The organism is Sandaracinus amylolyticus (genome assembly GCF_000737325.1).
Taxonomy (GTDB): Bacteria; Myxococcota_A; Polyangia; order Polyangiales; family Sandaracinaceae; genus Sandaracinus; species Sandaracinus amylolyticus.
This window is the reverse complement of the sequence record NZ_CP011125.1, coordinates 7,405,032-7,422,762: the sequence shown is the minus strand read 5'-3', so window position 1 is coordinate 7,422,762 and position 17,731 is coordinate 7,405,032. Positions and strand designations below refer to the sequence as shown.

At 71.4% G+C, this 17,731-nt stretch carries 22 protein-coding genes; 10 read left to right on the top strand and 12 right to left on the bottom strand.

The features are described from left to right. Nucleotides 1-84: 84 nt before the first annotated feature. The gene (locus DB32_RS31415) at nt 85-375 is read left to right on the top strand and encodes a hypothetical protein (RefSeq protein WP_157069606.1); all 291 of its coding nucleotides are present in this window, start codon (nt 85-87) and stop codon (nt 373-375) included. A 21-nt stretch (nt 376-396) separates the two neighbouring features. Here the strand turns inward: DB32_RS31415 and DB32_RS31410 are convergent, their stop codons facing one another. From DB32_RS31410 to DB32_RS31400, 3 genes are read right to left on the bottom strand one after another with little or no spacing between them, the layout of a single operon-like run. Continuing rightward, nucleotides 397-1,308, bottom strand: coding sequence for a hypothetical protein (locus DB32_RS31410; RefSeq protein ID WP_053236338.1), 912 nt, complete (start codon nt 1,306-1,308; stop codon nt 397-399). A gap of 38 nt (nt 1,309-1,346) precedes the next feature. Next, on the bottom strand, nt 1,347-2,759 hold the full coding sequence (cls, locus tag DB32_RS31405) for a cardiolipin synthase (RefSeq protein ID WP_240481272.1): 1,413 nt from the start codon (nt 2,757-2,759) through the stop codon (nt 1,347-1,349). 4 nt (nt 2,760-2,763) lie between these two features. Beyond that, on the bottom strand, nt 2,764-3,084 hold the full coding sequence (locus tag DB32_RS31400) for an FKBP-type peptidyl-prolyl cis-trans isomerase (RefSeq protein WP_053236336.1): 321 nt from the start codon (nt 3,082-3,084) through the stop codon (nt 2,764-2,766). 147 nt (nt 3,085-3,231) lie between these two features. On the opposite strand from DB32_RS31400, the gene dprA reads away from it, so the two are divergent. Further along, a complete protein-coding gene (gene dprA, locus DB32_RS31395) occupies nt 3,232-4,122 on the top strand; it encodes a DNA-processing protein DprA (RefSeq protein ID WP_053236335.1) in 891 nt (296 codons plus the stop codon). A gap of 8 nt (nt 4,123-4,130) precedes the next feature. On the opposite strand, the gene DB32_RS31390 is transcribed toward dprA, so the two are convergent. Next, on the bottom strand, nt 4,131-4,574 hold the full coding sequence (locus DB32_RS31390; protein WP_053236334.1) for a hypothetical protein: 444 nt from the start codon (nt 4,572-4,574) through the stop codon (nt 4,131-4,133). A 158-nt stretch (nt 4,575-4,732) separates the two neighbouring features. Here DB32_RS31390 and trmFO point away from each other — a divergent pair, with 158 nt between their 5' ends. From trmFO to DB32_RS31370, 4 genes are all read left to right on the top strand, one after another. Continuing rightward, complete coding sequence (trmFO, locus tag DB32_RS31385) at nt 4,733-6,133, top strand: methylenetetrahydrofolate--tRNA-(uracil(54)-C(5))-methyltransferase (FADH(2)-oxidizing) TrmFO (RefSeq protein ID WP_053236333.1); 1,401 nt, start codon at nt 4,733-4,735, stop codon at nt 6,131-6,133. Further along, nucleotides 6,130-6,549 (top strand): hypothetical protein, encoded by a 420-nt coding sequence (locus DB32_RS31380; protein ID WP_053236332.1) that lies wholly within the window; start codon nt 6,130-6,132, stop codon nt 6,547-6,549. Before trmFO ends, DB32_RS31380 begins: the two co-directional genes overlap by 4 nt. Before the next feature lie 121 nt (nt 6,550-6,670). Continuing rightward, complete coding sequence (locus DB32_RS31375; RefSeq protein WP_157069604.1) at nt 6,671-8,257, top strand: serine/threonine-protein kinase; 1,587 nt, start codon at nt 6,671-6,673, stop codon at nt 8,255-8,257. Nucleotides 8,258-8,381: 124 nt separating this feature from the next. Beyond that, nucleotides 8,382-8,909 (top strand): hypothetical protein, encoded by a 528-nt coding sequence (locus DB32_RS31370; protein ID WP_053236330.1) that lies wholly within the window; start codon nt 8,382-8,384, stop codon nt 8,907-8,909. A gap of 13 nt (nt 8,910-8,922) precedes the next feature. Here DB32_RS31370 and DB32_RS31365 read toward each other — a convergent pair whose 3' ends face one another. Beyond that, the gene (locus DB32_RS31365) at nt 8,923-9,477 is read right to left on the bottom strand and encodes a carboxymuconolactone decarboxylase family protein (protein ID WP_053236329.1); all 555 of its coding nucleotides are present in this window, start codon (nt 9,475-9,477) and stop codon (nt 8,923-8,925) included. 73 nt (nt 9,478-9,550) lie between these two features. Further along, nucleotides 9,551-10,057: an NUDIX hydrolase gene (locus DB32_RS31360; RefSeq protein WP_053236328.1), complete on the bottom strand. Its 507-nt coding sequence runs from the start codon at nt 10,055-10,057 to the stop codon at nt 9,551-9,553. A 57-nt stretch (nt 10,058-10,114) separates the two neighbouring features. Here DB32_RS31360 and DB32_RS31355 point away from each other — a divergent pair, with 57 nt between their 5' ends. Then, entirely contained in the window at nt 10,115-10,480 is a 366-nt protein-coding gene (locus tag DB32_RS31355) for a winged helix-turn-helix transcriptional regulator (RefSeq protein ID WP_053236327.1), read from the top strand. A 30-nt stretch (nt 10,481-10,510) separates the two neighbouring features. Here the strand turns inward: DB32_RS31355 and DB32_RS31350 are convergent, their stop codons facing one another. Genes DB32_RS31350 through DB32_RS31340 form a run of 3 tightly spaced genes read right to left on the bottom strand, consistent with a single transcriptional unit; the run spans nt 10,511 to nt 12,475 of the window. Next, nucleotides 10,511-11,146 (bottom strand): alpha/beta fold hydrolase, encoded by a 636-nt coding sequence (locus DB32_RS31350; protein ID WP_053236326.1) that lies wholly within the window; start codon nt 11,144-11,146, stop codon nt 10,511-10,513. Continuing rightward, nucleotides 11,143-11,526, bottom strand: a complete 384-nt coding sequence (locus DB32_RS31345) for a cupin domain-containing protein (protein WP_053236325.1) — start codon at nt 11,524-11,526, stop codon at nt 11,143-11,145. The genes DB32_RS31350 and DB32_RS31345 overlap by 4 nt, the downstream gene beginning before the upstream one ends. A gap of 16 nt (nt 11,527-11,542) precedes the next feature. Continuing rightward, a complete protein-coding gene (locus DB32_RS31340) occupies nt 11,543-12,475 on the bottom strand; it encodes a tyrosine recombinase XerC (protein ID WP_053236324.1) in 933 nt (310 codons plus the stop codon). Nucleotides 12,476-12,687: 212 nt separating this feature from the next. Here DB32_RS31340 and hslV point away from each other — a divergent pair, with 212 nt between their 5' ends. Both hslV and hslU read left to right on the top strand, forming a co-directional pair. After that, nucleotides 12,688-13,188 carry an ATP-dependent protease subunit HslV gene (hslV, locus tag DB32_RS31335; protein WP_053239019.1) on the top strand — a complete coding sequence of 167 codons (501 nt, stop codon included), beginning with the start codon at nt 12,688-12,690 and terminating at the stop codon, nt 13,186-13,188. Continuing rightward, nucleotides 13,185-14,585 (top strand): ATP-dependent protease ATPase subunit HslU, encoded by a 1,401-nt coding sequence (gene hslU / locus DB32_RS31330; protein WP_053236323.1) that lies wholly within the window; start codon nt 13,185-13,187, stop codon nt 14,583-14,585. Before hslV ends, hslU begins: the two co-directional genes overlap by 4 nt. A 45-nt stretch (nt 14,586-14,630) precedes the next feature. Here the strand turns inward: hslU and DB32_RS31325 are convergent, their stop codons facing one another. Both DB32_RS31325 and DB32_RS31320 read right to left on the bottom strand, forming a co-directional pair. Next, nucleotides 14,631-15,062 carry a hypothetical protein gene (locus DB32_RS31325; protein WP_157069603.1) on the bottom strand — a complete coding sequence of 144 codons (432 nt, stop codon included), beginning with the start codon at nt 15,060-15,062 and terminating at the stop codon, nt 14,631-14,633. A gap of 237 nt (nt 15,063-15,299) precedes the next feature. Beyond that, on the bottom strand, nt 15,300-16,229 hold the full coding sequence (locus tag DB32_RS31320) for a hotdog family protein (protein ID WP_053236321.1): 930 nt from the start codon (nt 16,227-16,229) through the stop codon (nt 15,300-15,302). A 70-nt stretch (nt 16,230-16,299) separates the two neighbouring features. On the opposite strand from DB32_RS31320, the gene DB32_RS31315 reads away from it, so the two are divergent. After that, nucleotides 16,300-17,049, top strand: a complete 750-nt coding sequence (locus DB32_RS31315; protein WP_053236320.1) for a metallophosphoesterase family protein — start codon at nt 16,300-16,302, stop codon at nt 17,047-17,049. Here DB32_RS31315 and DB32_RS31310 read toward each other — a convergent pair. Continuing rightward, nucleotides 17,027-17,626, bottom strand: a complete 600-nt coding sequence (locus DB32_RS31310) for a hypothetical protein (RefSeq protein WP_053236319.1) — start codon at nt 17,624-17,626, stop codon at nt 17,027-17,029. The genes DB32_RS31315 and DB32_RS31310 overlap by 23 nt on opposite strands. Nucleotides 17,627-17,731: the final 105 nt, after the last annotated feature.

The window sequence follows — 17,731 nt, the reverse complement described above, 5'->3', positions numbered from 1 at the left end:
ATCACGCACCAGTGCGCGATGGCGTTTTCGCTCGATTCGCGCGGCACCGAGCTTGCGAAGGCGGGGCGCCCGGAGGAACACCGAATGCGCTTCTCGATCTTCACAGTGCTCGTGCTCTCGCTCGCGACCGCGTGCTCCAACCCCGTCGACGAGATCGACGAGGGCGTCGACTGCGCGAACATCTGCGACCGCTACCGCGACTGCTACGACGAGGACTACGACACCGGCGCGTGCCGCGATCGCTGCGACGACCTCGTCGACGGCGAGAACGGCGACTCGAACGCCGCCGATGCGTGCGACGGGTGCCTCGACGACCGCTCGTGCATCGACGCGACGTTCTCGTGCGCGAGCGAGTGCGCCGGCATCCTGCCCTGATCACGCGCGGCCCCGTGCGCGTCAGTCACCGGCCAGCTCGAGCGGCGCGCCCCAGAGCGCGCCGCGAGGGCCGGCGACGATGCGCGTGATCGAGCTCGTCGCGCGGAGCGCTCGCTCGCGGCCGAGCTCGACGCGCACCGCGCGCTCGACGCACGCCCGGACCGACGTCGGCCCGCTCGACGACACGGCGACGCCCGCTGCGCTCCGCCGGATCGCGACACGCACCGCGACCGGCCGCCAGCGCGCGTCGAATTCCGGCTGGAGGCACGCGCCGGCGCGCCGCGCGGCGAGCTGCGCGGTCCGATCGTCGCCGCGCGCGTCCTCGCTGGAGACCGAGACGTGCGCGAGCGGGCGCGACAGCTCCGCGAGCATCTCGATCGCCGCCTGCACGATCCGCTCGCGACGCGCTCCGGCGCGCACGGCGCCCTCGACGAGACGACCGAGGAGCGACGCGATCTGCTCGAGCGACAGCTCCATGCCGTGCTCGGCGAGCACGCGCGCCGGTTCGAGCACGTCTCCGGTCAGGCGCGAGAGCACGGCGCTGCGCGCGGCGGGATCGCGCATCGGCGGCGCCTCGCGCAGCGCGGCGGCGTCGGGACCACGGCCGTGCGCGTCGAGGATCTCCGCCGCGAAGAAGCGCACCGCGCGATCGATCGCGACCTCGCGGATGCGATCGACGCTCGGGCACTCCTGCAGGCTGCCGAAGCCAGTCGAGCCGCGCCGCGCGACCGTTCCGCACCGCGGGTGGACGCGCGCCGCGAGCCTCACGCGCTCGTCCGGCGACATCCACGCCGCGAGCGACGCGCGGAAGAGCGCGACGTGCGTCTCTTCTTCGGGCGCCGGCGGCTGCCATCCGTACGGCACCACGTCCGCGCGCGCCTCCGAGGGCGCGATCACGAGCGCGAGGACGATGACGGCGAACGCGCGACGCACGTCCGGGATACGCGCGCTCCGCCGCGCTCCTGCCGCGCTCACAGCATCGGAGAGAAGAGACGCGCCGTCGCCTCGCCGAGCCGCTGCACGAGCGGCTCGCGATCGAGCTGGCGCGCCTTCACCTCGCGGCACTCCGCGAGATCGTCCTCGAACACCGCGGCGAGACGCTGCGCGAACTGTCCGCCGTACACCGCCGCGCAGACCTCGAAGTTCAACCGGAAGCTGCGGTTGTCCATGTTCGCGCTGCCGACGATCGCGAGGTCGCGATCGATCACGATCGTCTTCGCGTGCACGAAGCGCGGCAGGTACTCGTAGATGCGCACGCCCGCCGCGAGCAGCTCGGGGAAGTACGAGCGCGCCGCGAGGTCGACGAGCATCGAGTCGCCCGCGGCCGGCACGATCACCTTCACGTCGATGCCGCGCATCGCCGCGGTCACCATCGCGCTCACGATCGGCTCGTCGGGCACGAAGTACGGCGTCGTGATCAGCACGCGCTCGTGCGCCGACGCGATCGACGCGAAGATGAGCTTGTGGATCGCGTAGACGTCGGCGTCGGGACCCGACGCGACGATCTGCACGAGCTCCTCGCCGCGCGCCGTCGCGCGCTTGAGGTACTCGGGCCCGTTCGGCGTCTCGCCGCACGCGTAGCTCCAGTCCTCGATGAACACGCGCTGCAGCGCGCGCACCGCCGAGCCCTCGATGCGCACGTGCGTGTCGCGCCACGCGCGATCACCGTGCCACTCCGCGGTCTGCTCGTCGCTGATGTTCATCCCGCCGGTGAACCCGACGAGTCCGTCGCACACGACGATCTTCCGGTGCGTGCGGAAGTTCGTGTAGCGCGGGCGCAGGCGCGTCAGCGACACCGGGTTGAACCACGCGATCTTCCCGCCCGCTTCGACCAGCGGCGCGAGGAAGCGCGACGTGGTCGAGTACGCGCCGATCCAGTCGAGCAGGAGGCGCACCTCGACGCCCTGCTTCGCCTTCGCGACGAGCGCGTCGCGGAACCGCGTCCCGACGTGATCCGGGTACCAGATGTAGTAGCTGACGTGGACGTGGTGCTTCGCGGCGGCGATCGCCTCGAGCTGCGCGGCGAGGCAGTCGCGCCCTTCGGTGTAGAGGTCGATGCGCTCGGCACGGAGCGGCGCGGCCTCGCCTGCGCTCACCGCGAGCTTCGCGAGCTCACCGCGGCTCTTGTCGTCGGCCTCGTCTTCGATCGCGGCGATCGCCGCGTCGACGAGCTTCTGTGCCTGCGCGCGCTTGAGCTTGCGTCGCGTCAGCCGGCGCGGGCCGAGGAAGTAGTAGACGACCACGCCGACCGCCGGCAGCCACGCGAGCGTGAGGATCCACGCGATGGTGGCGACCGGCGGACGGCGCTCGAGGACGATCCACGCCGAGAGCCCCGCGACCCAGACGATCTCGAGGATCGTGAAGACCGTCCAGAACCAGCTCAAGCGCTCAATCCACGCTGAGCAGCTCGACCTCGAAGACGAGCGTCGAGTCGGGCGGGATCACCGGCGGGAAGCCGCGCTTGCCGTATCCCATCTCGGGCGGGATCACGAGCTTGCGCTTGCCACCTTCGCGCATCCCCGCGACGCCCTCGTCCCAGCCCTTGATGACTTGTCCGCGCCCCAGCACGAAGTCGAAGGGCTCGTCGCGATCGCGCGAGCTGTCGAACTTCTGGCCGTTCGTCAGTGTGCCGACGTAGTGCACGGTGACGCGCTTGCCCGACGTCGCTTCGGCGCCGGTGCCCACCACGAGATCCGTCTTCTGCAGCATGGGCCGGGGTGTACACGCGTTCGCGCGATGCGGAAAGCCCCGCGCAGATTCCGGGAACGCGCGGCGTCGCGAGGTGTCGCGAGAAGTCATCGGCGGACGTCAGATTTCCGACGCAACGCGCGTCCGCTCGCTCCGATACGAGGGCCCGTGCGTACCCACGACCTCTCCCATCACGCGTTCGACTTCCTTCCTTCCGACCCCGCGTGGCCCGCGTGCCTCGAGGAGCTCCCGGACCCCCCGGCGAAGCTCCGCGTCGCAGGCGAGCTGCCCTTCCTCGACCGCGCCGTCGCGATCGTCGGCACACGCCGGGCGAGCGACGACGCGCTCGAGCTCGCACGACGGATGGGCCGCGACCTCGCCGCGGCCGGCTTCGTCGTCGTCTCCGGTGGCGCGGAGGGCATCGACGCCGCCGCGCACCACGGCGCGCTCGAAGCCGAGGGCCGCAGCATCGCGGTGCTCGCGTCCGGGCTGTCGCGTCCGTATCCGCGCGCCCACGCGTCGCTCTTCGAGCGCATCGCGGCTTCCGGCGCGGTGGTCACCGAGGCCGCCGACGACGAAGATCCGCGCGCCCACACGTTCCTCTCGCGCAACCGCCTGATCGCCGCGCTCTCTCGCGCCGTCATCGTCGTGCAGGCGCCGGCGCGCTCCGGCGCGCTCTCGACCGCGGGCCACGCGCGCATCTCGGGACGCCCGCTGTTCGCCGTGCCGTGGGCCGTCGACGACGTGCGTGGCGAAGGGGGCGTCGCGCTGCTCGCGCGCAACCAGGCGCGCGCGTGCCGCCACGCGGACGACGTGATCGAAGCGCTCACCGGCGAGCGCGTGGCGCGTCCGCGCCGTGCGGCCCGCGCGCCGCGCACGCGCCTCGACGAGGATCAGCAAGTCGTGATCGAAGCGCTGCGCGCGCGTCCCTCGCACGTCGACGACCTCGTGCGCACGACGGGGCTTCCCGCGTCGCGCGTGCAGACCACGCTGACCACGCTGATGCTGCTCGGCCTCGCCGTGCCCGACGAGCGCGGCGCGTTCCGGCGGATGCGGTGAACGATCGCTCAGGGCGCGCCGTAGGACGCCGCGTGTCGCGGCTCGCTCGACGCGCGCGCCCGCGCCGCGCCGGCGCGCTCCACTGCGGACCGCAGCACCGGCGACGACGTGACGAGCGCCGCACGCAGCTCCTGGACGCAGCGGCTCCATTCACCCGCGGTGTGCCGCGCGTCGATGTCGCGCGCGCAACGGTCGAACACCTCCACGGCGCGGCGCAGCGCGCTCGCGAGCGCGCGCTCCGAGGCATCGAGCCGCTCGAGCGTGCGTCGCGCCCGCGCGATCTCGCGGGCCACCATCAGCTCGAGCGCTTCGAGCTCGAGCGCGAGCAGATCGGGGTCCCACCGCGGCGCCGCGTCGAGGACCTGGTCGATCTCGTCGGTGAGCTCGGCGATGCGCCGCGCCGCACGTCGCGCGCGGACGGTCGCGAGGAGCGGGCTGAGCGCAGAGTCCACGCGCGCACGGGGATGCAGGCGACGCGCCGTGCGCGTGCGTCGCAGGATCCCCGGTCGCGTCCCTCGTTTCGAGCGTGAGAACGGGGCGCTGCGCCGCACCCGTGTGGCGCGCGGGCCGGGCGGAATCGCGCCGTCTCGTCTGCTAGGGTCCCCGGCCCATGCCCGGAACGGTGACCATCGTCGGCGGCGGCCTCGCAGGATGCGAGTGCGCGTGGCAGCTCGCCGAGCGCGGCGTCGACGTCGTGCTGATCGAGCAGAAGCCCCTCGCGCGCACGCCCGCGCAGACCGGCGATGGCCTCGCCGAGCTCGTGTGCTCGAACTCGTTCCGCGGGGCCGCGCTCGCCAACGCGGTCGGCCTGCTCAAGGAAGAGATGCGCCGCGCGGGCTCGCTCGTGATGGCGTCGGGCGCGCTCGCGCAGGTGCCCGCGGGCGGTGCGTTCGCCGTCGACCGCGAGGTCTTCTCGCGCGAGATGACGAAGCGCGTCCACGCGCACCCGCGCATCCGGGTCGAGCACGCGATCGTCGATCGCATCCCCGATGCGCGCCCGCTCGTGCTCGCGACCGGGCCGCTCACCGGCGAGAGCCTCGCGGCGGATCTCGCGCGCGTGATCGGCGGCGAGCACCTCGCTTATTACGACGCGATCGCGCCCATCGTCTCGGCCGACTCGATCGACGAGAGCAAGACGTTCCGCGCGAGCCGCTACGACAAGGGCGGCGACGACGCGTACCTCAACTGCCCGCTGACGAAGGACGAGTACGAGCGCTTCGTGCAGGCCGTGATCGACGCGGAGAAGGTCGCGCCGCGCGCGTTCGAGGAGCCGAAGTACTTCGAGGGATGCCTGCCGCTCGAGGTCATGGCCGAGCGCGGCATGCGCACGCTCGCGTTCGGCCCGATGAAGCCGGTCGGGCTCACCGATCCGCGCACCGGGCGCTGGCCCTACGCAGTCGTGCAGCTGCGCGCCGAGGACGTCGACTTCAGCGCGTACAACCTCGTCGGGTTCCAGACGCGCATGAAGCACGCGGATCAGAAGCGTGTCTTCTCGATGATCCCCGGCCTCGAGAACGTCGAGATCCTCCGCTACGGCAGCGTGCACCGGAACACGTTCGTCGACTCCCCGCGCGTGCTCGACGACTCGCTCGCGCTGCGCGCGCTGCCGGGCGTGCACCTCGCGGGACAGATCAGCGGCGTCGAGGGCTACGTCGAGAGCGCGGCCTGCGGCCTCGTGCTCGGCGTGCTGCTCGCCGGCGGTGCGCTTCCGCCGGAGACGACCGCGCTCGGCTCGCTCTATCGACATCTTCGTCGCGCGCCCGAGGGCAAGCAGTCGTTCCAGCCCTCGAACGTCGTGTTCTCGATGTTCCCGTCGCTCGGCGACGCGGCCGTGATCACGACGCCGACGGGCAAGTTCAAGAAGCTCGGCAAGCGCGAGCGCGGCGAGGCGCTCGCAACCCGCGCCCTCGCGGATCTCGAGGGCTGGCTCGACGCCGTCGGCGCCCGCGACGTCCACGCGCGCATCGCACCTCGCGAGCACGTCGTGATCGAAGCGAGCGCCGGAGAATGACGAAGCGCCGCATCCCGATGCCGCCGCGCTGGCTGCTCGTCGTGCTCGGCGTGCTCCCGGCCGTGCTCGCGGTCGGCATCTTCGTGTTCATCGCGCGCTTCCAGCTCGCGCACGACGAGGCGCGATGCCCCTTCGTCGAGCGCGAGACGCGCGACGTCGCGTCGGGCGTGCGGGTGCGCGAGGACGCGCGCCGCTGTCTCCCCGAGATCGAAGAGCACCGCTGGCTCGTCCTCCGAGATGGTCGCGATCCCCTCGAGCTCGGTCGCTTCCCGCTGGAGGCCGAGCAGATCGCGGCGGGCTTCCCGTGGAGCGCGAGCGTCGACGACGGACGCGCGGTGGTGACGGTCACGAACGAAGGGCGCGGCGATCTCGTCTTCCGCGAGCCCGATCCCGCGGGGCCCACCGCGCCGGAGTGACCGAAGGCGCACGTGGAGAAACATTGCGTCGCACCGGCCGGTGCTGGCGACCACGCGCGCCCAGACCCACAATCGCGCGGTCGTGCAGGGGCGTTCGGGAAGCGGTTTCTACGATCGGCTGATGACCCGGCTGGGGCTGGGCACCGTCGACTTCGCGATCTCGCAGGATCGTGATCTCACGCAGCGGCGTCTCGCGCTCTTCTTCACGCTCGTCGGTGGCCTCGAGGTCACGCTCTGGGTGCTGCAGGCGAGCGTGCTCGCGGTGTTCGATGCCGCGCGCCTCTCGTGGATGCTGCAGCACTACGTCGCGTACCTGCACCTCGTGCTCGGCTGCTCGCTCCTCGGGCTCTCGAAGCTCGTGCGGTCGCGGCCGTGGCGCTACGAGACGCTGCAGCGCTTCGACGCGGGCGTGGTGATCGGCCTCGGCGTGATCTTCGGCAGCTTGCCGAGCCTCGGTCAGGCGCAGTGGCGCCCCGAGCTCGCGGGCCTGCTCGCGATCAGCTTCCTGCTCTTCGTGCGGAGCGCGATCGTGCCGAGCGACACCACGCGCACCGGCGTCCTCGGGGTGATCGTCTGCATCCCGATCGTGCTCAGCACCTGGCTCATCCACTCGCAGCCGGACCGGCCCGCGGACTGGCCCTCGCCGGCGCTCTTCGTCGCGGGGACGATCGTGTGGGCGTTCGCGGCGACGAAGGCGAGCAGTGTCGTCTCGCACGTCATCTACGGCCTGCATCGTCAGGTGCGCGAGGCGCTGACGCTCGGGCAGTACACGCTCGAGGAGAAGATCGGCGAGGGCGGGATGGGCGTCGTCTATCGCGCTCGCCACGCGCTGATGCGCCGCCCGACGGCGATCAAGCTGCTGCGCGCGGAGCGCGGGCCTCAGGCGATCGCGCGCTTCGAGCGCGAGGTGCAGATGACGAGCCGTCTGACACACCCCAACACGATCGCGATCTACGACTACGGTCACACGCCCGACGGCATCTTCTACTACGTGATGGAGCACCTCGACGGCTTCGACCTCGAGCACGTCGTGCGCGCCGAGGGCCCGATGCACCCGGGGCGCGTCGTGCACGTGCTGCGTCAGGCCGCGGAGGCGCTCGGCGAAGCGCACGCGCTCGGCCTGATCCATCGCGACGTGAAGCCGGGCAACCTCTTGATCTGCGAGCGCGGCGGGCGGCCCGACTTCGTGAAGGTGCTCGACTTCGGTCTCGTGCGCGAGATCGACGGCGGTGCGCCCGCGTTCAGCCAGACCGAGGCGCTGCAGGGAACGCCGCTCTACATGTCACCCGAGCAGATCCGCGAGCCCCACGCGATCGACGGGCGCAGCGACGTCTACTCGCTCGGTGCGGTCGCGTACTTCCTGCTCACGGGAGAGCCGGTGTTCGAGGGCAAGAACGTGGTCGAGGTCTGCGGCCACCATCTGCACTCGCGCCCGGTGCGTCCATCGGTGCGCGTCGGTCGCCCGCTGCCCGAGAAGCTCGAGGCGCTGGTGATGCGCTGCCTCGAGAAGGATCCCGCGGCGCGCCCCGCGAGCGCCGCCGCGCTCATCGAGATGCTCGAGGCGTGCGAGGTGCCGGAGTGGACCGGTGCCGACGCGCGCCAGTGGTGGCGCGAGCGCGCGCCCGAGCTCCGTCGCTCCTCGAGCGAGCGTCACAGCGTGCGTCCCGTGACGCTCGCGGTGGATCTCGACAAGCGCGACGCAGCCTGATCGGTGTGACGTGTGACTCGGGCGTCGCACGTCGGTGCCACCACGCGTTCACGCACGTCGGCGCAACGTGTGCGATTCGCTGCGTTTCCTGCGCGGCACGCGCGCTGCTCTGTGCGCGGGTGTCATGTCTCGTCGATCACGTCTCCTCGCCGCGTTCGGTCTCGTCTTCGCGCTCACGTGCGCGGCGCCATTCGTCTCGCCTCCTCGCGCATCGGCCGACGGCCCACTCGTGCTCGGCTTCTCCGGTGAAGGTGGCGGCTTCGTCACCGACCCACAGAGCGCGATGGGCGGCCTCGCGCTGCGCCTCGGCGTGCGCCCGATCCCGCTGATCTCGATCTACCTGCAGAGCCACGGCCTCATCGGCGCGCTCACCGCGGGCCCGGAGAGCGGCAGCGCGCAGGGCGTGCTGTGGAACACCGCGATGCTCGGCGTTCACTTCGGGCCGCTGCACCTCGCGCTCGGTCCCTCGCTCGACTTCGCGTGGGGCTGCGACACGCAGGAGGGCTGCGTCGACGGCGACCTGCTCTTCGGCCTCGACGGCCGCGTCGCGCTGCACTTCGGCAGCTTCGTGCTCTCGGCCGACATCCACCCGACGTGGGTCGACGACGACGTCGTCGTCGGTCTGGTCGGCGGCCTCGGCTGGCAGCTCTAAGGAGACGACAGCTCTAAGGGAACGACGGCGCCCACGGCTCGTTCGCGAGCCCGGCGCCGTTCGCCACGCACGCGATCGTGCGATACCAGCCCGCGAGCACGAGCAGCTCGACGATCTGCTCCGGGCTCAGCACGGTCGCGAGCTCCGCGCGCAGCGTGTCGTCGAGCGTCGCATCCTCGTGCAGCGCGTCGACGGCGCGCACCAGCAAGCGATCGCGCGCTCCGAGCCCGTCGATCGGGCCGTGTACCGTCGCGCGCACCGTCGCGTCGTCGAGCCCGACGCGCGACGCGAAGAACGCGACGTGCACGCCCCACTCGTACTCGCAGCGCGCACGCGCCGTCGCGCGCAGGATCACGATCTCGCGATCGCGCGGCGCCAGCGCGGCCCCGCGTGCACCGAGGAGCACGCGCGCGAACGGGCGCATCACCTCCATCAGCGCCGGGTGGTGCGCGAAGAAGCGGAACAGCGCGAGCGGCGGGACCGGCGCGCCGCGCGGCATCATCTCGGTGAGCGCGGCTTCGACCTCGGGCGCGTAGGGCGGCGAGAGCGGATCGGGGAAGCGCGACATGGCTCGTCCTCCGTGTGCTACAGAATGTGTAGCGCTACGGATTGTGGAGCGCTACGGAATTCGTAGCGCACGCTCAGCCGCGCTTCGCGAGCCAGTCCTTCACCGCGAGACCGGTGCCGAAAGGCCACGGGCGCAGCTTCGCGATCGGGACGCGCTTGTACGCCTCGAGCTCCTCGCCGAGCGTGATCGGTCCGCGCGCGCGCACGTGCCACGTCGCGATCACCTCGTTGCGCTGCACGAATGCGTAGACGCCGACGAGCGAGGCGATCTCACCGCGCAGGCCGAGCTCCTCGTCGAGCTCGCGCAGCACCGCTTCCTCGGGGGTCTCGCCGCGCTCGAGGAAGCCGGTGACGAGCCCGAACCATCCTTCGGGCCACGCCTTCTGGCGCACCAGCACGATGCGGCTCTCGGTCTCGTCCTCGTCTTCCACGTGCTCGACGATCGCGGCGACGACCGGCAGCGGGTTGCCGTAGTGCACGAAGCCGCACCCGGGCGCAGGACAGCGCTTGCGCGTGCGGCCCTCGAGCATGACCTCCTCGAGCGCGGTGCCGCAGCGGAGACAGAAGCGGACGTCGTCCATCGGATCGCTCTCCTCGCGCGCTTGTCGCCGGGGGCGCGCTCGGCGAGGATGCGCGCTATGAAAACCGTAGCGCAACGCGGAGCACCTCGTCCGGGCCGCCCGGTGCGCGGATCGAAGACGGGACGCCCGATCATGGCGCTCTTCGATCTGCTCGGGCGTCGCTGGGCGCTGCGCGTCGTGTGGGAGCTGCGCGAAGGCCCGCTCCACTTCCGCGCGCTGCGCGAGGCGTGCGGCGGCGTGTCGCCGACGTCGCTCGCGGCGCGCATCGCCGAGCTGCGCGAGGCCGGTGTGGTCGCGGGCGAAGGCGAAGGCGAGAGCGCGGGGTACTCGCTGACGGAGGAAGGACGCGCGCTGCTCGACGCGCTCGGCCCGCTCGCGGAGTGGGCCGACGGCTGGAGCAAGCGCACCGCGAAGCGCGGATGACCGAGCTGGTGGTTCGAGCAGACGGACGCGCTAGAGCGCGAAGTCGTCGATCATCGCGCGCTCGATGATCGGCAGGCTCTCGACGAGGTCGTGCCCGTCGTCGACCTCGATCAGACGCGCGTGCGGGTGCGACGCGAGCCAGCGCCGCGAGCTCTCGATCGGGACGCGATCGTCGCGCGTGCCGTGGATGATCGTGACCGGGCACGACACGCGCGGATACGCGGTGTGCGCCTTCGCGCCCTCGTAGAACGCGAAGTGCAGCGGCACGAGCGCGCCCGTCGCATCGGCGACCTCGAGCTCGCCGCGCGCGCGCCACGTCTCGAACTCGCCCGGCTTCATCAGCTGCGGCCAGCGCGTCTCGATGTCGAACGCGGGACACAGCAGGATCACGCGATCGACGCGCTCGGGATGCAGCTCGGCCCAGCGCGCGGTGAGCCATCCGCCGAGGCTCGAGCCCACGAGGCGCCACCGCGGGCGTCCGTGCGCCTCGTGCATCGCGTCGAGCTCCGCGAGCATCGCGTCGATCGAGAGCTTCGCGAACGAAGGACGGTTGAGCTCCGCGAGCTGCAGATCGATGCGATCACCGAGCGCGGTGTGGAGGTGCACGCCCTTCTTCGAGCGCGCGCTCGACGCGAAGCCGTGGAGGTATCCGTACGCGATCGTCATTCGGGATCTCGTTGCGCATCGTCGGGCGAGAACGCGGGGATGCAGATCGCGAAGTACTCGCTCTCGACCGGGTACGGGTTCGAGTAGCGCACGCGCACGTCGGGCTCGATCCAGATCGCCTGTCCCGCGCGCAGCTCGAGCTGCTCGTCGCCGATCTCGATGTGCATCGAGCCGCGCACCATGATCGTGAGCTCGCCGAAGCGCGGCGTCTGCGCGGGCTCGCCCCATCCGGGCGGCGCGATCATGTGCGCGAGGCTGAACGCGTCGGTGCCGGTGCGGACGCGACCGAAGTACTCCTCGATGAGCTTGCCGCCCGGCACCGGGATGCGCGTGGGATCCCCGACCAGCGTGTAGCGCTTCCGTCCTTGCTCCGAGGTCATGCGCGTTGTCGTAGCGTCACTCGTCGTCGTGCGCGAGTGGGTGCGCCTTGTCGTAGACGGCCATCAGGCGATCGACGGTGACGTGCGTGTAGCGCTGCGTCGTCGCGAGGCTCGCGTGGCCGAGCAGCTCTTGGATCGCGCGCAGGTCCGCGCCGGCGTCGAGCAGGTGCGTCGCGCACGTGTGACGGAGCGCGTGGGGATGGAGATCACCGCGCCCTGCGCCGAGCGCGCCGTAGCGACGCACGACGTTCTGCACCTGACGCGCGGTGAGCGCGGTGCCGAGACGCCCGAGGAAGAGCGCGTCGAGTGGAGCCGTCTTGTCGCTCACCAGCGCGCTGCGGATCGCGAGGTACGCATCGAGCGCGTCGGCGCAGCTCGAGCCGTAGGGCGCGAGTCGCTCCTTGCGCCCCTTGCCCATCACGCGCACCAGGCGCGCGCTGCGGTCGAGCGATCCGAGGCGCAGCCCCGCGAGCTCGCTGACGCGCAGGCCCGCGCCGTAGAGCATCTCGAGCATCGCCGCGTCGCGCAGGCGCAGCGCTTCGTCGCGATGCGCGTCCTCCTTCGGCGCGTCGACGACGCGGAACGCCTCGTCGACCGTGAGGAAGCGCGGGAGCGGACGCGCGAGCTTCGGTGAGCGCAGCGCGGCCGCGGGGTTCGACGTGATGATCCCGCGGCGCAGCAGGTAGCGGAAGAACGAGCGCAGCGTCGCGATCTTGCGCGCGAGCGTCGCGCTCGCGTGCGAGTCGAAGAGCGCCGCGAGGTACGCGCGCAGCGACACGATCGTGATGCGTCGCGCGTCGCTCGAGAGCTTCTTCTCGACGAGGAACGAGCGCAGCTCGTGCAGCGTTCGCGCGTAGGTCTCGATCGTCTTGTCGGGGCTGCGGCGCTCGTCGCGCAGCCACGCGAGGAAGAGCGCGATCTGCTTCGCGAGCTCGTCGTCGTGGGCCACGCGAGGAGGGTACGCGCGAGCGCGCGGCGAGAGGAGAAAGCGGCGAGCGGCTCGGAGTTTGGAAGCGGGGTTGACGGGGCGAGGTGACGACTTAGGGTGCCGGCCTCTCTCTGCCCTTTTCGGCACCATTGCGTGGAGATGCGCGCGTGAGCGAAGAAGCTCGTTTTCGATCGACCACCATCGTGGCGGTGCGCCGCGATGGACGTGCCGCGATGGCGGGAGATGGTCAGGTCTCGCTCGGTCAGACCGTGATGAAGTCGGGCGCGCGCAAGGTGCGGCGCATCGCGGACGGCAAGGTGATCGCGGGGTTCGCGGGTGCGAGCGCCGACGCGTTCACGCTGCTCGAGCGCTTCGAGGCCAAGCTCAAGGAGCACCGCACTCCCGCGGGAGACAAGGGCGGGCTCGCGCGTGCGGCCGTGGAGCTCGCGAAGGACTGGCGCACCGATCGTTACCTGCGCCGGCTCGAAGCGATGCTGGTCGTGATGGACGCGAGCGCGACGTTCCTCATCAGCGGCACGGGCGACGTGATCGAGCCCGACGAGGGCGTGATCGCGATCGGCTCGGGCGGCCCCTACGCGCTCGCCGCCGCGCGCGCGCTGATGCGCCACACGACGATGGCGCCCGCCGACATCGCGCGCGAAGCGCTGCGCACCGCGGGCGAGATCTGCGTGTACACGAACCAGAACGTCGTCGTGGAGGAGATCGAGGGATGAGCGGCGTTCGCACCTTCACCCCGCGCGAGATCGTGGGCGAGCTCGACCGCTACATCGTCGGTCAGCACAAGGCGAAGAAGGCGGTCGCGATCGCGCTGCGCAATCGATGGCGCAGGCAGCAGGTCTCGCCCGATCTGCGCGACGAGATCGCGCCGAAGAACATCATCATGATCGGCCCGACCGGCGTCGGTAAGACCGAGATCGCGCGGCGCCTCGCGAAGCTCGCGAACGCGCCGTTCGTGAAGGTCGAAGCGAGCAAGTTCACCGAGGTCGGCTACGTCGGTCGCGACGTCGAGTCGATGGTGCGCGACCTCGTCGAGAACGCGATCCAGCTCGTGCGCGTCGAGGAGATGGAGAACGTGCAGGCGCGCGCGCAGGAGCTCGCGGAGGAGCGCCTCGTCCGCATGCTCGCCTCGAAGGACGCGCCTCCGCAGCCTCCGCCGCAGCGCCCGCAGGGCCCGTTCGGCGCGTTCCTCGTCACGCCTCCGCCGCAGCAGTACGCGCCGAGCGAGCGCGAGATGAACGAGGTGCGCGCGCGGCTGCGCGCGGGCGAGCTCGACGACGAAGAGGTCGAGATCGACGTCGCGGATCAGGGCGTGCCCTTCATGCAGATCTTCGGGCAGCACGGCATGGAGGAGATGGAGGTCAACTTCCGCGACATGCTCTCGCAGCTCCCCGGCTTCAAAGGGCGCACGAAGCGCCGCCGCGTGAAGGTGAGCGAGGCGCGCAAGGCGCTCGAGGCGGAAGAGGCGGGCAAGCTCGTCGACATGGATCGCGTGCAGCGCGAGGCCGTGAAGCGCACCGAGGAGGCGGGCATCGTCTTCCTCGACGAGATCGACAAGATCGCGGGGCGTCAGGGCCAGACCGGCGGGCCCGACGTGTCGCGCGAGGGCGTGCAGCGCGACCTCCTTCCGATCGTCGAGGGCAGCACCGTCAGCACGAAGTACGGGCCGGTGAAGACCGATCACGTGCTCTTCGTCGCGGCCGGCGCGTTCCACGTGTCGAAGGTCAGCGATCTGATCCCCGAGCTGCAGGGTCGCTTCCCGATCCGCGTCGAGCTCGAGGCGCTCGGCAAGGCGGACTTCGTGCGGATCCTGACCGAGCCGAAGAACGCGCTGACCAAGCAGTACAAGGCGCTGCTCGAGACCGAGGGCGTGAAGGTCGAGGTCACGCACGACGCGATCGAGGCGATCGCGGAGTACGCGCAGATGGCGAACGAGCGCGCCGAGAACATCGGCGCGCGTCGTCTCCACACGATCCTCGAGGCGCTCTTCGAGGACATCAGCTATCGCGCGCCCGAGCTCGACGGAGAGTCGATCGAGATCGACGCGGAGCGCGTGCGCACGACGCTGACGCCGATCCTCAGCAACGAGGATCTGTCGCGCTACATCCTCTGACCGATCGCGGGTCGCGCTCCCGCGCGGAGACGCGGCGCACGTGCGTCATTCGCTCGGGGTCGCGCGGCGGAGCGTCGCATCGACGTGCGGCCCGCCGCGCTCGTGCGACCAGTCGTGGAACCGCACCGACGCGTAGAGCGAGAGGTCGAGGTCCTCGGTGCCGCTCAGCGCGCGCACGCCCACGCGCATGCTCGTGCGGCATCCTTCGGCGTCGCACTCGCCGAGCTCGACCGACTCGAGGCTCGCGAGCACGGTCTCGCAGTCGGTGACGTGATCGACGCGCTCGGTGCGCGTGGTCCCATCCGCGAGCTCGACCGTGACCTCGATCTGCGCGGGGTACTCGCGCCCCTCGCACAGCTCGTCCTGCAGCACGAGCGCGATGTCCGCGGTGCGATCGCGGCTCGTGATCGCGCGGTTCGCGTGCACGTCGAACACGAGCTGATCACCGCCCGCGTCGTCGTCGAGCACGAGCGGCACGGCGTGGGGACGCGCGTCGACGGGCGAGGCGACGGAGAGCCGAGACGAGCTACCGCCGCAGGCAGTCGCCACGACGAGCACGAGGAGAGATCCGACGAGTCGCATGACGTCGCGGGCTCGCAATGCGCGAGCCACTCGGCCTCGCCGCGAAATCACACGATCGCGCGCGCGCCGTGCGAACGCGCGTCGACACCGCGGCCAACGCACGTTCTCGCCGGCCACACTGCAATCGTGTGACTACCGCGCGAACTGCATGCGCGCGAAGACGTGCGCGCGCTCGGTCGGGGTCGCGCCCGCGGTGATCGCCTCGCCCGACGTGATGAACGCGCCGAGCACGCCGACCTCGTCACCCGCACGGTACGCGCGCAGCATGATGCGCATGCGGTCACCCGCGAAGCAGGGCTTGCGGAACGCGAGGTCGACGTAGCGCGCGAGCACCGTCGTCGGCAGGTCCAGCTGATGGAAGCGACGCAGCGCGGCCTCTTCGAGCAGGCGCGGATAGACGAGCGAGTTGACGTGCTGGTTGCTGTCGGTGTGGCCGAGCCCGAACACGATCGGCACCGGGTCCAGCGCGAACGCGTCGTCGATCGGGGTCGCGCCGCGCGGCAGGTCGATCGCGGTGCGCGGCGCGCGCCACGCGACGTCGCGCGTCGTCATGCCCTCGGGGAGCTCCCCGGGGAGCTGCTCGACGCTGCGCTCCTCGGGCGGCGCGAACGGCCGCGTGAGCACGTGCTCGGCGATCGCGCGCCCGAGCAGCACGGGCTCGCCTGCGCCCTCGATCGCCGCGCCGTGCGTGTGACCGCGCGTGCCCTGCAGCTCGGCCCACATGTCCACGCGCAGCCGCTGGCGATCCTGATCGTCGATCAAGCGCAGCAGCTCGAACGTCCCGCGCGCGCTCACCGGCTCGCGCGCCGAGATCGGTCCACCGCCCGCTTCGACCTGCAGCCGCGAGAGGATCGGCACGATGCCCTCCGCGCCGAGGCGCAGCACGAGCGGGTGCTCCGAGAGCGTCTTCTTCCAGATCGCCGCGCCGATCGCGTGCGTGACCGGCTCGAGCCGGAGCCGACCGTCCTGCACGACGTCCTCGTAGCGAAGCGGCAGCATGCCTGCGCCGCGCTGCGCGTCGGGGACCTGCGGCTCGGGCGGCACGTCGCGGAGCTCGTTCATCGCGCGCGAGCATTGAGCCCATGGGTGAGGTGCGCAACTCCGAGCACGCGCGCTCTGGCATGATCGCGACGTGGCGAACCGCACTTTCGCGATCGGCGACATCCACGGCGAGCTCGATCACCTGCGCGCGCTGGTCGCGAAGCTCCCGCTGCTCGACGAGCGCGACACGCTCGTGTTCCTCGGGGACTACGTCGATCGCGGGCCGAAGTCGGAAGAGGTCGTGCGCGTCGTGCGCGCGTTCGAGCGCGAGCTCGGCTGTCGTGTCGTCACCCTGCGCGGCAACCACGAGGACGCGTGGGTGCGCGTCGTCGATCGCGGCTGGCCCGAGTTCGTCTTCCCGCCGGGCAACGGCTGTCTCGCGACGATGCGCTCGTACGTCGGCGGGGCCCATCCGCGCGAGGACGAGATGCCGAGCCGCGAAGAGGTCGACGATCTCTTCGCGGGACGCTTCTTCCCCGCCGACGTGATCGCGTGGATGCGCGAGCTCCCGTGGTTCCACGAGGACGAGCACGCCATCTACGTGCACGCGGGCCTGCTGCGGCGCGACGGACGCTTCCTCCACCCCAGCGAGACCGACCCGAAGATGGCGCTCGCGTGGACGCGCGAGGAGGAGCTCTTCACCGAGTACCGCGGCAAGCGCGTCGTGATCGGGCACACGCGCACCGAGTACCTGCCGCCCGAGCTCTCGGGGCACACGCCGCACGATCCGAGCGACCTCTGGGCGGGCGAGTGCGTCATCGCGACCGACACCGGCTGCGGCAGCGGCGGGTTCCTCACCGCGGTCGAGCTGCCGAGCCTCACGGTCTACGAGTCGCGCTGAGCCGCGCGAGCACCAAGAGGTGCGTCGCGATCACGAGGGGCACGACGAACGTCGGGATCGTGCTCCACGGGAACGCCGCCATCGTGGACATCGTCTCGGGGTGGCCCGAGAAGAACAGGATCCGCTGCGCGGTCGCGACGACGAGCAGGATGTCGGCGAGGCCGATCACGTTCCACGCGCGCACGATCCCGGTGCGCGACGGCATCGCCGCGGCGACGAGCGCGAGACCTCCGGCGAGGATGTCGCCGTAGCCCGCGATCGTCGCGAACGTCGGGTCGAGCGCGCCCCGCGACGCCATCACGAGGAACGCGACGCCGATCGGCAGCCGCACGAAGTGCAAGAGGATCGGGACGCGCAGATCGATGCGCTGCGCGAACGCGCGGAACGAGGGCACGCGGCGGTACGCGATCACCAGCGCGAGCGTCCCGCCGGCGATCGAGAGCGGCACGAGCGGCAGACGCTCGGGCGTGAGCAGACCGAGCGCGGAGGCGAGCACCGCGAGCGCGAGCCAGGCGCCGAGCGCGAAGTGCCAGCGACGATCGGTCGAGGTCGGGACGGGAGCGGAGAGCGTGGACATGTCGAGGTCCTCCTTCGCCGCGTCGCTTCATCACGACTCGTGCCGCGCCGAATTCGCGCGATCTCGCCGACGAGCCGCGCCGGATCGTCGGCCCGCCGACGGAGC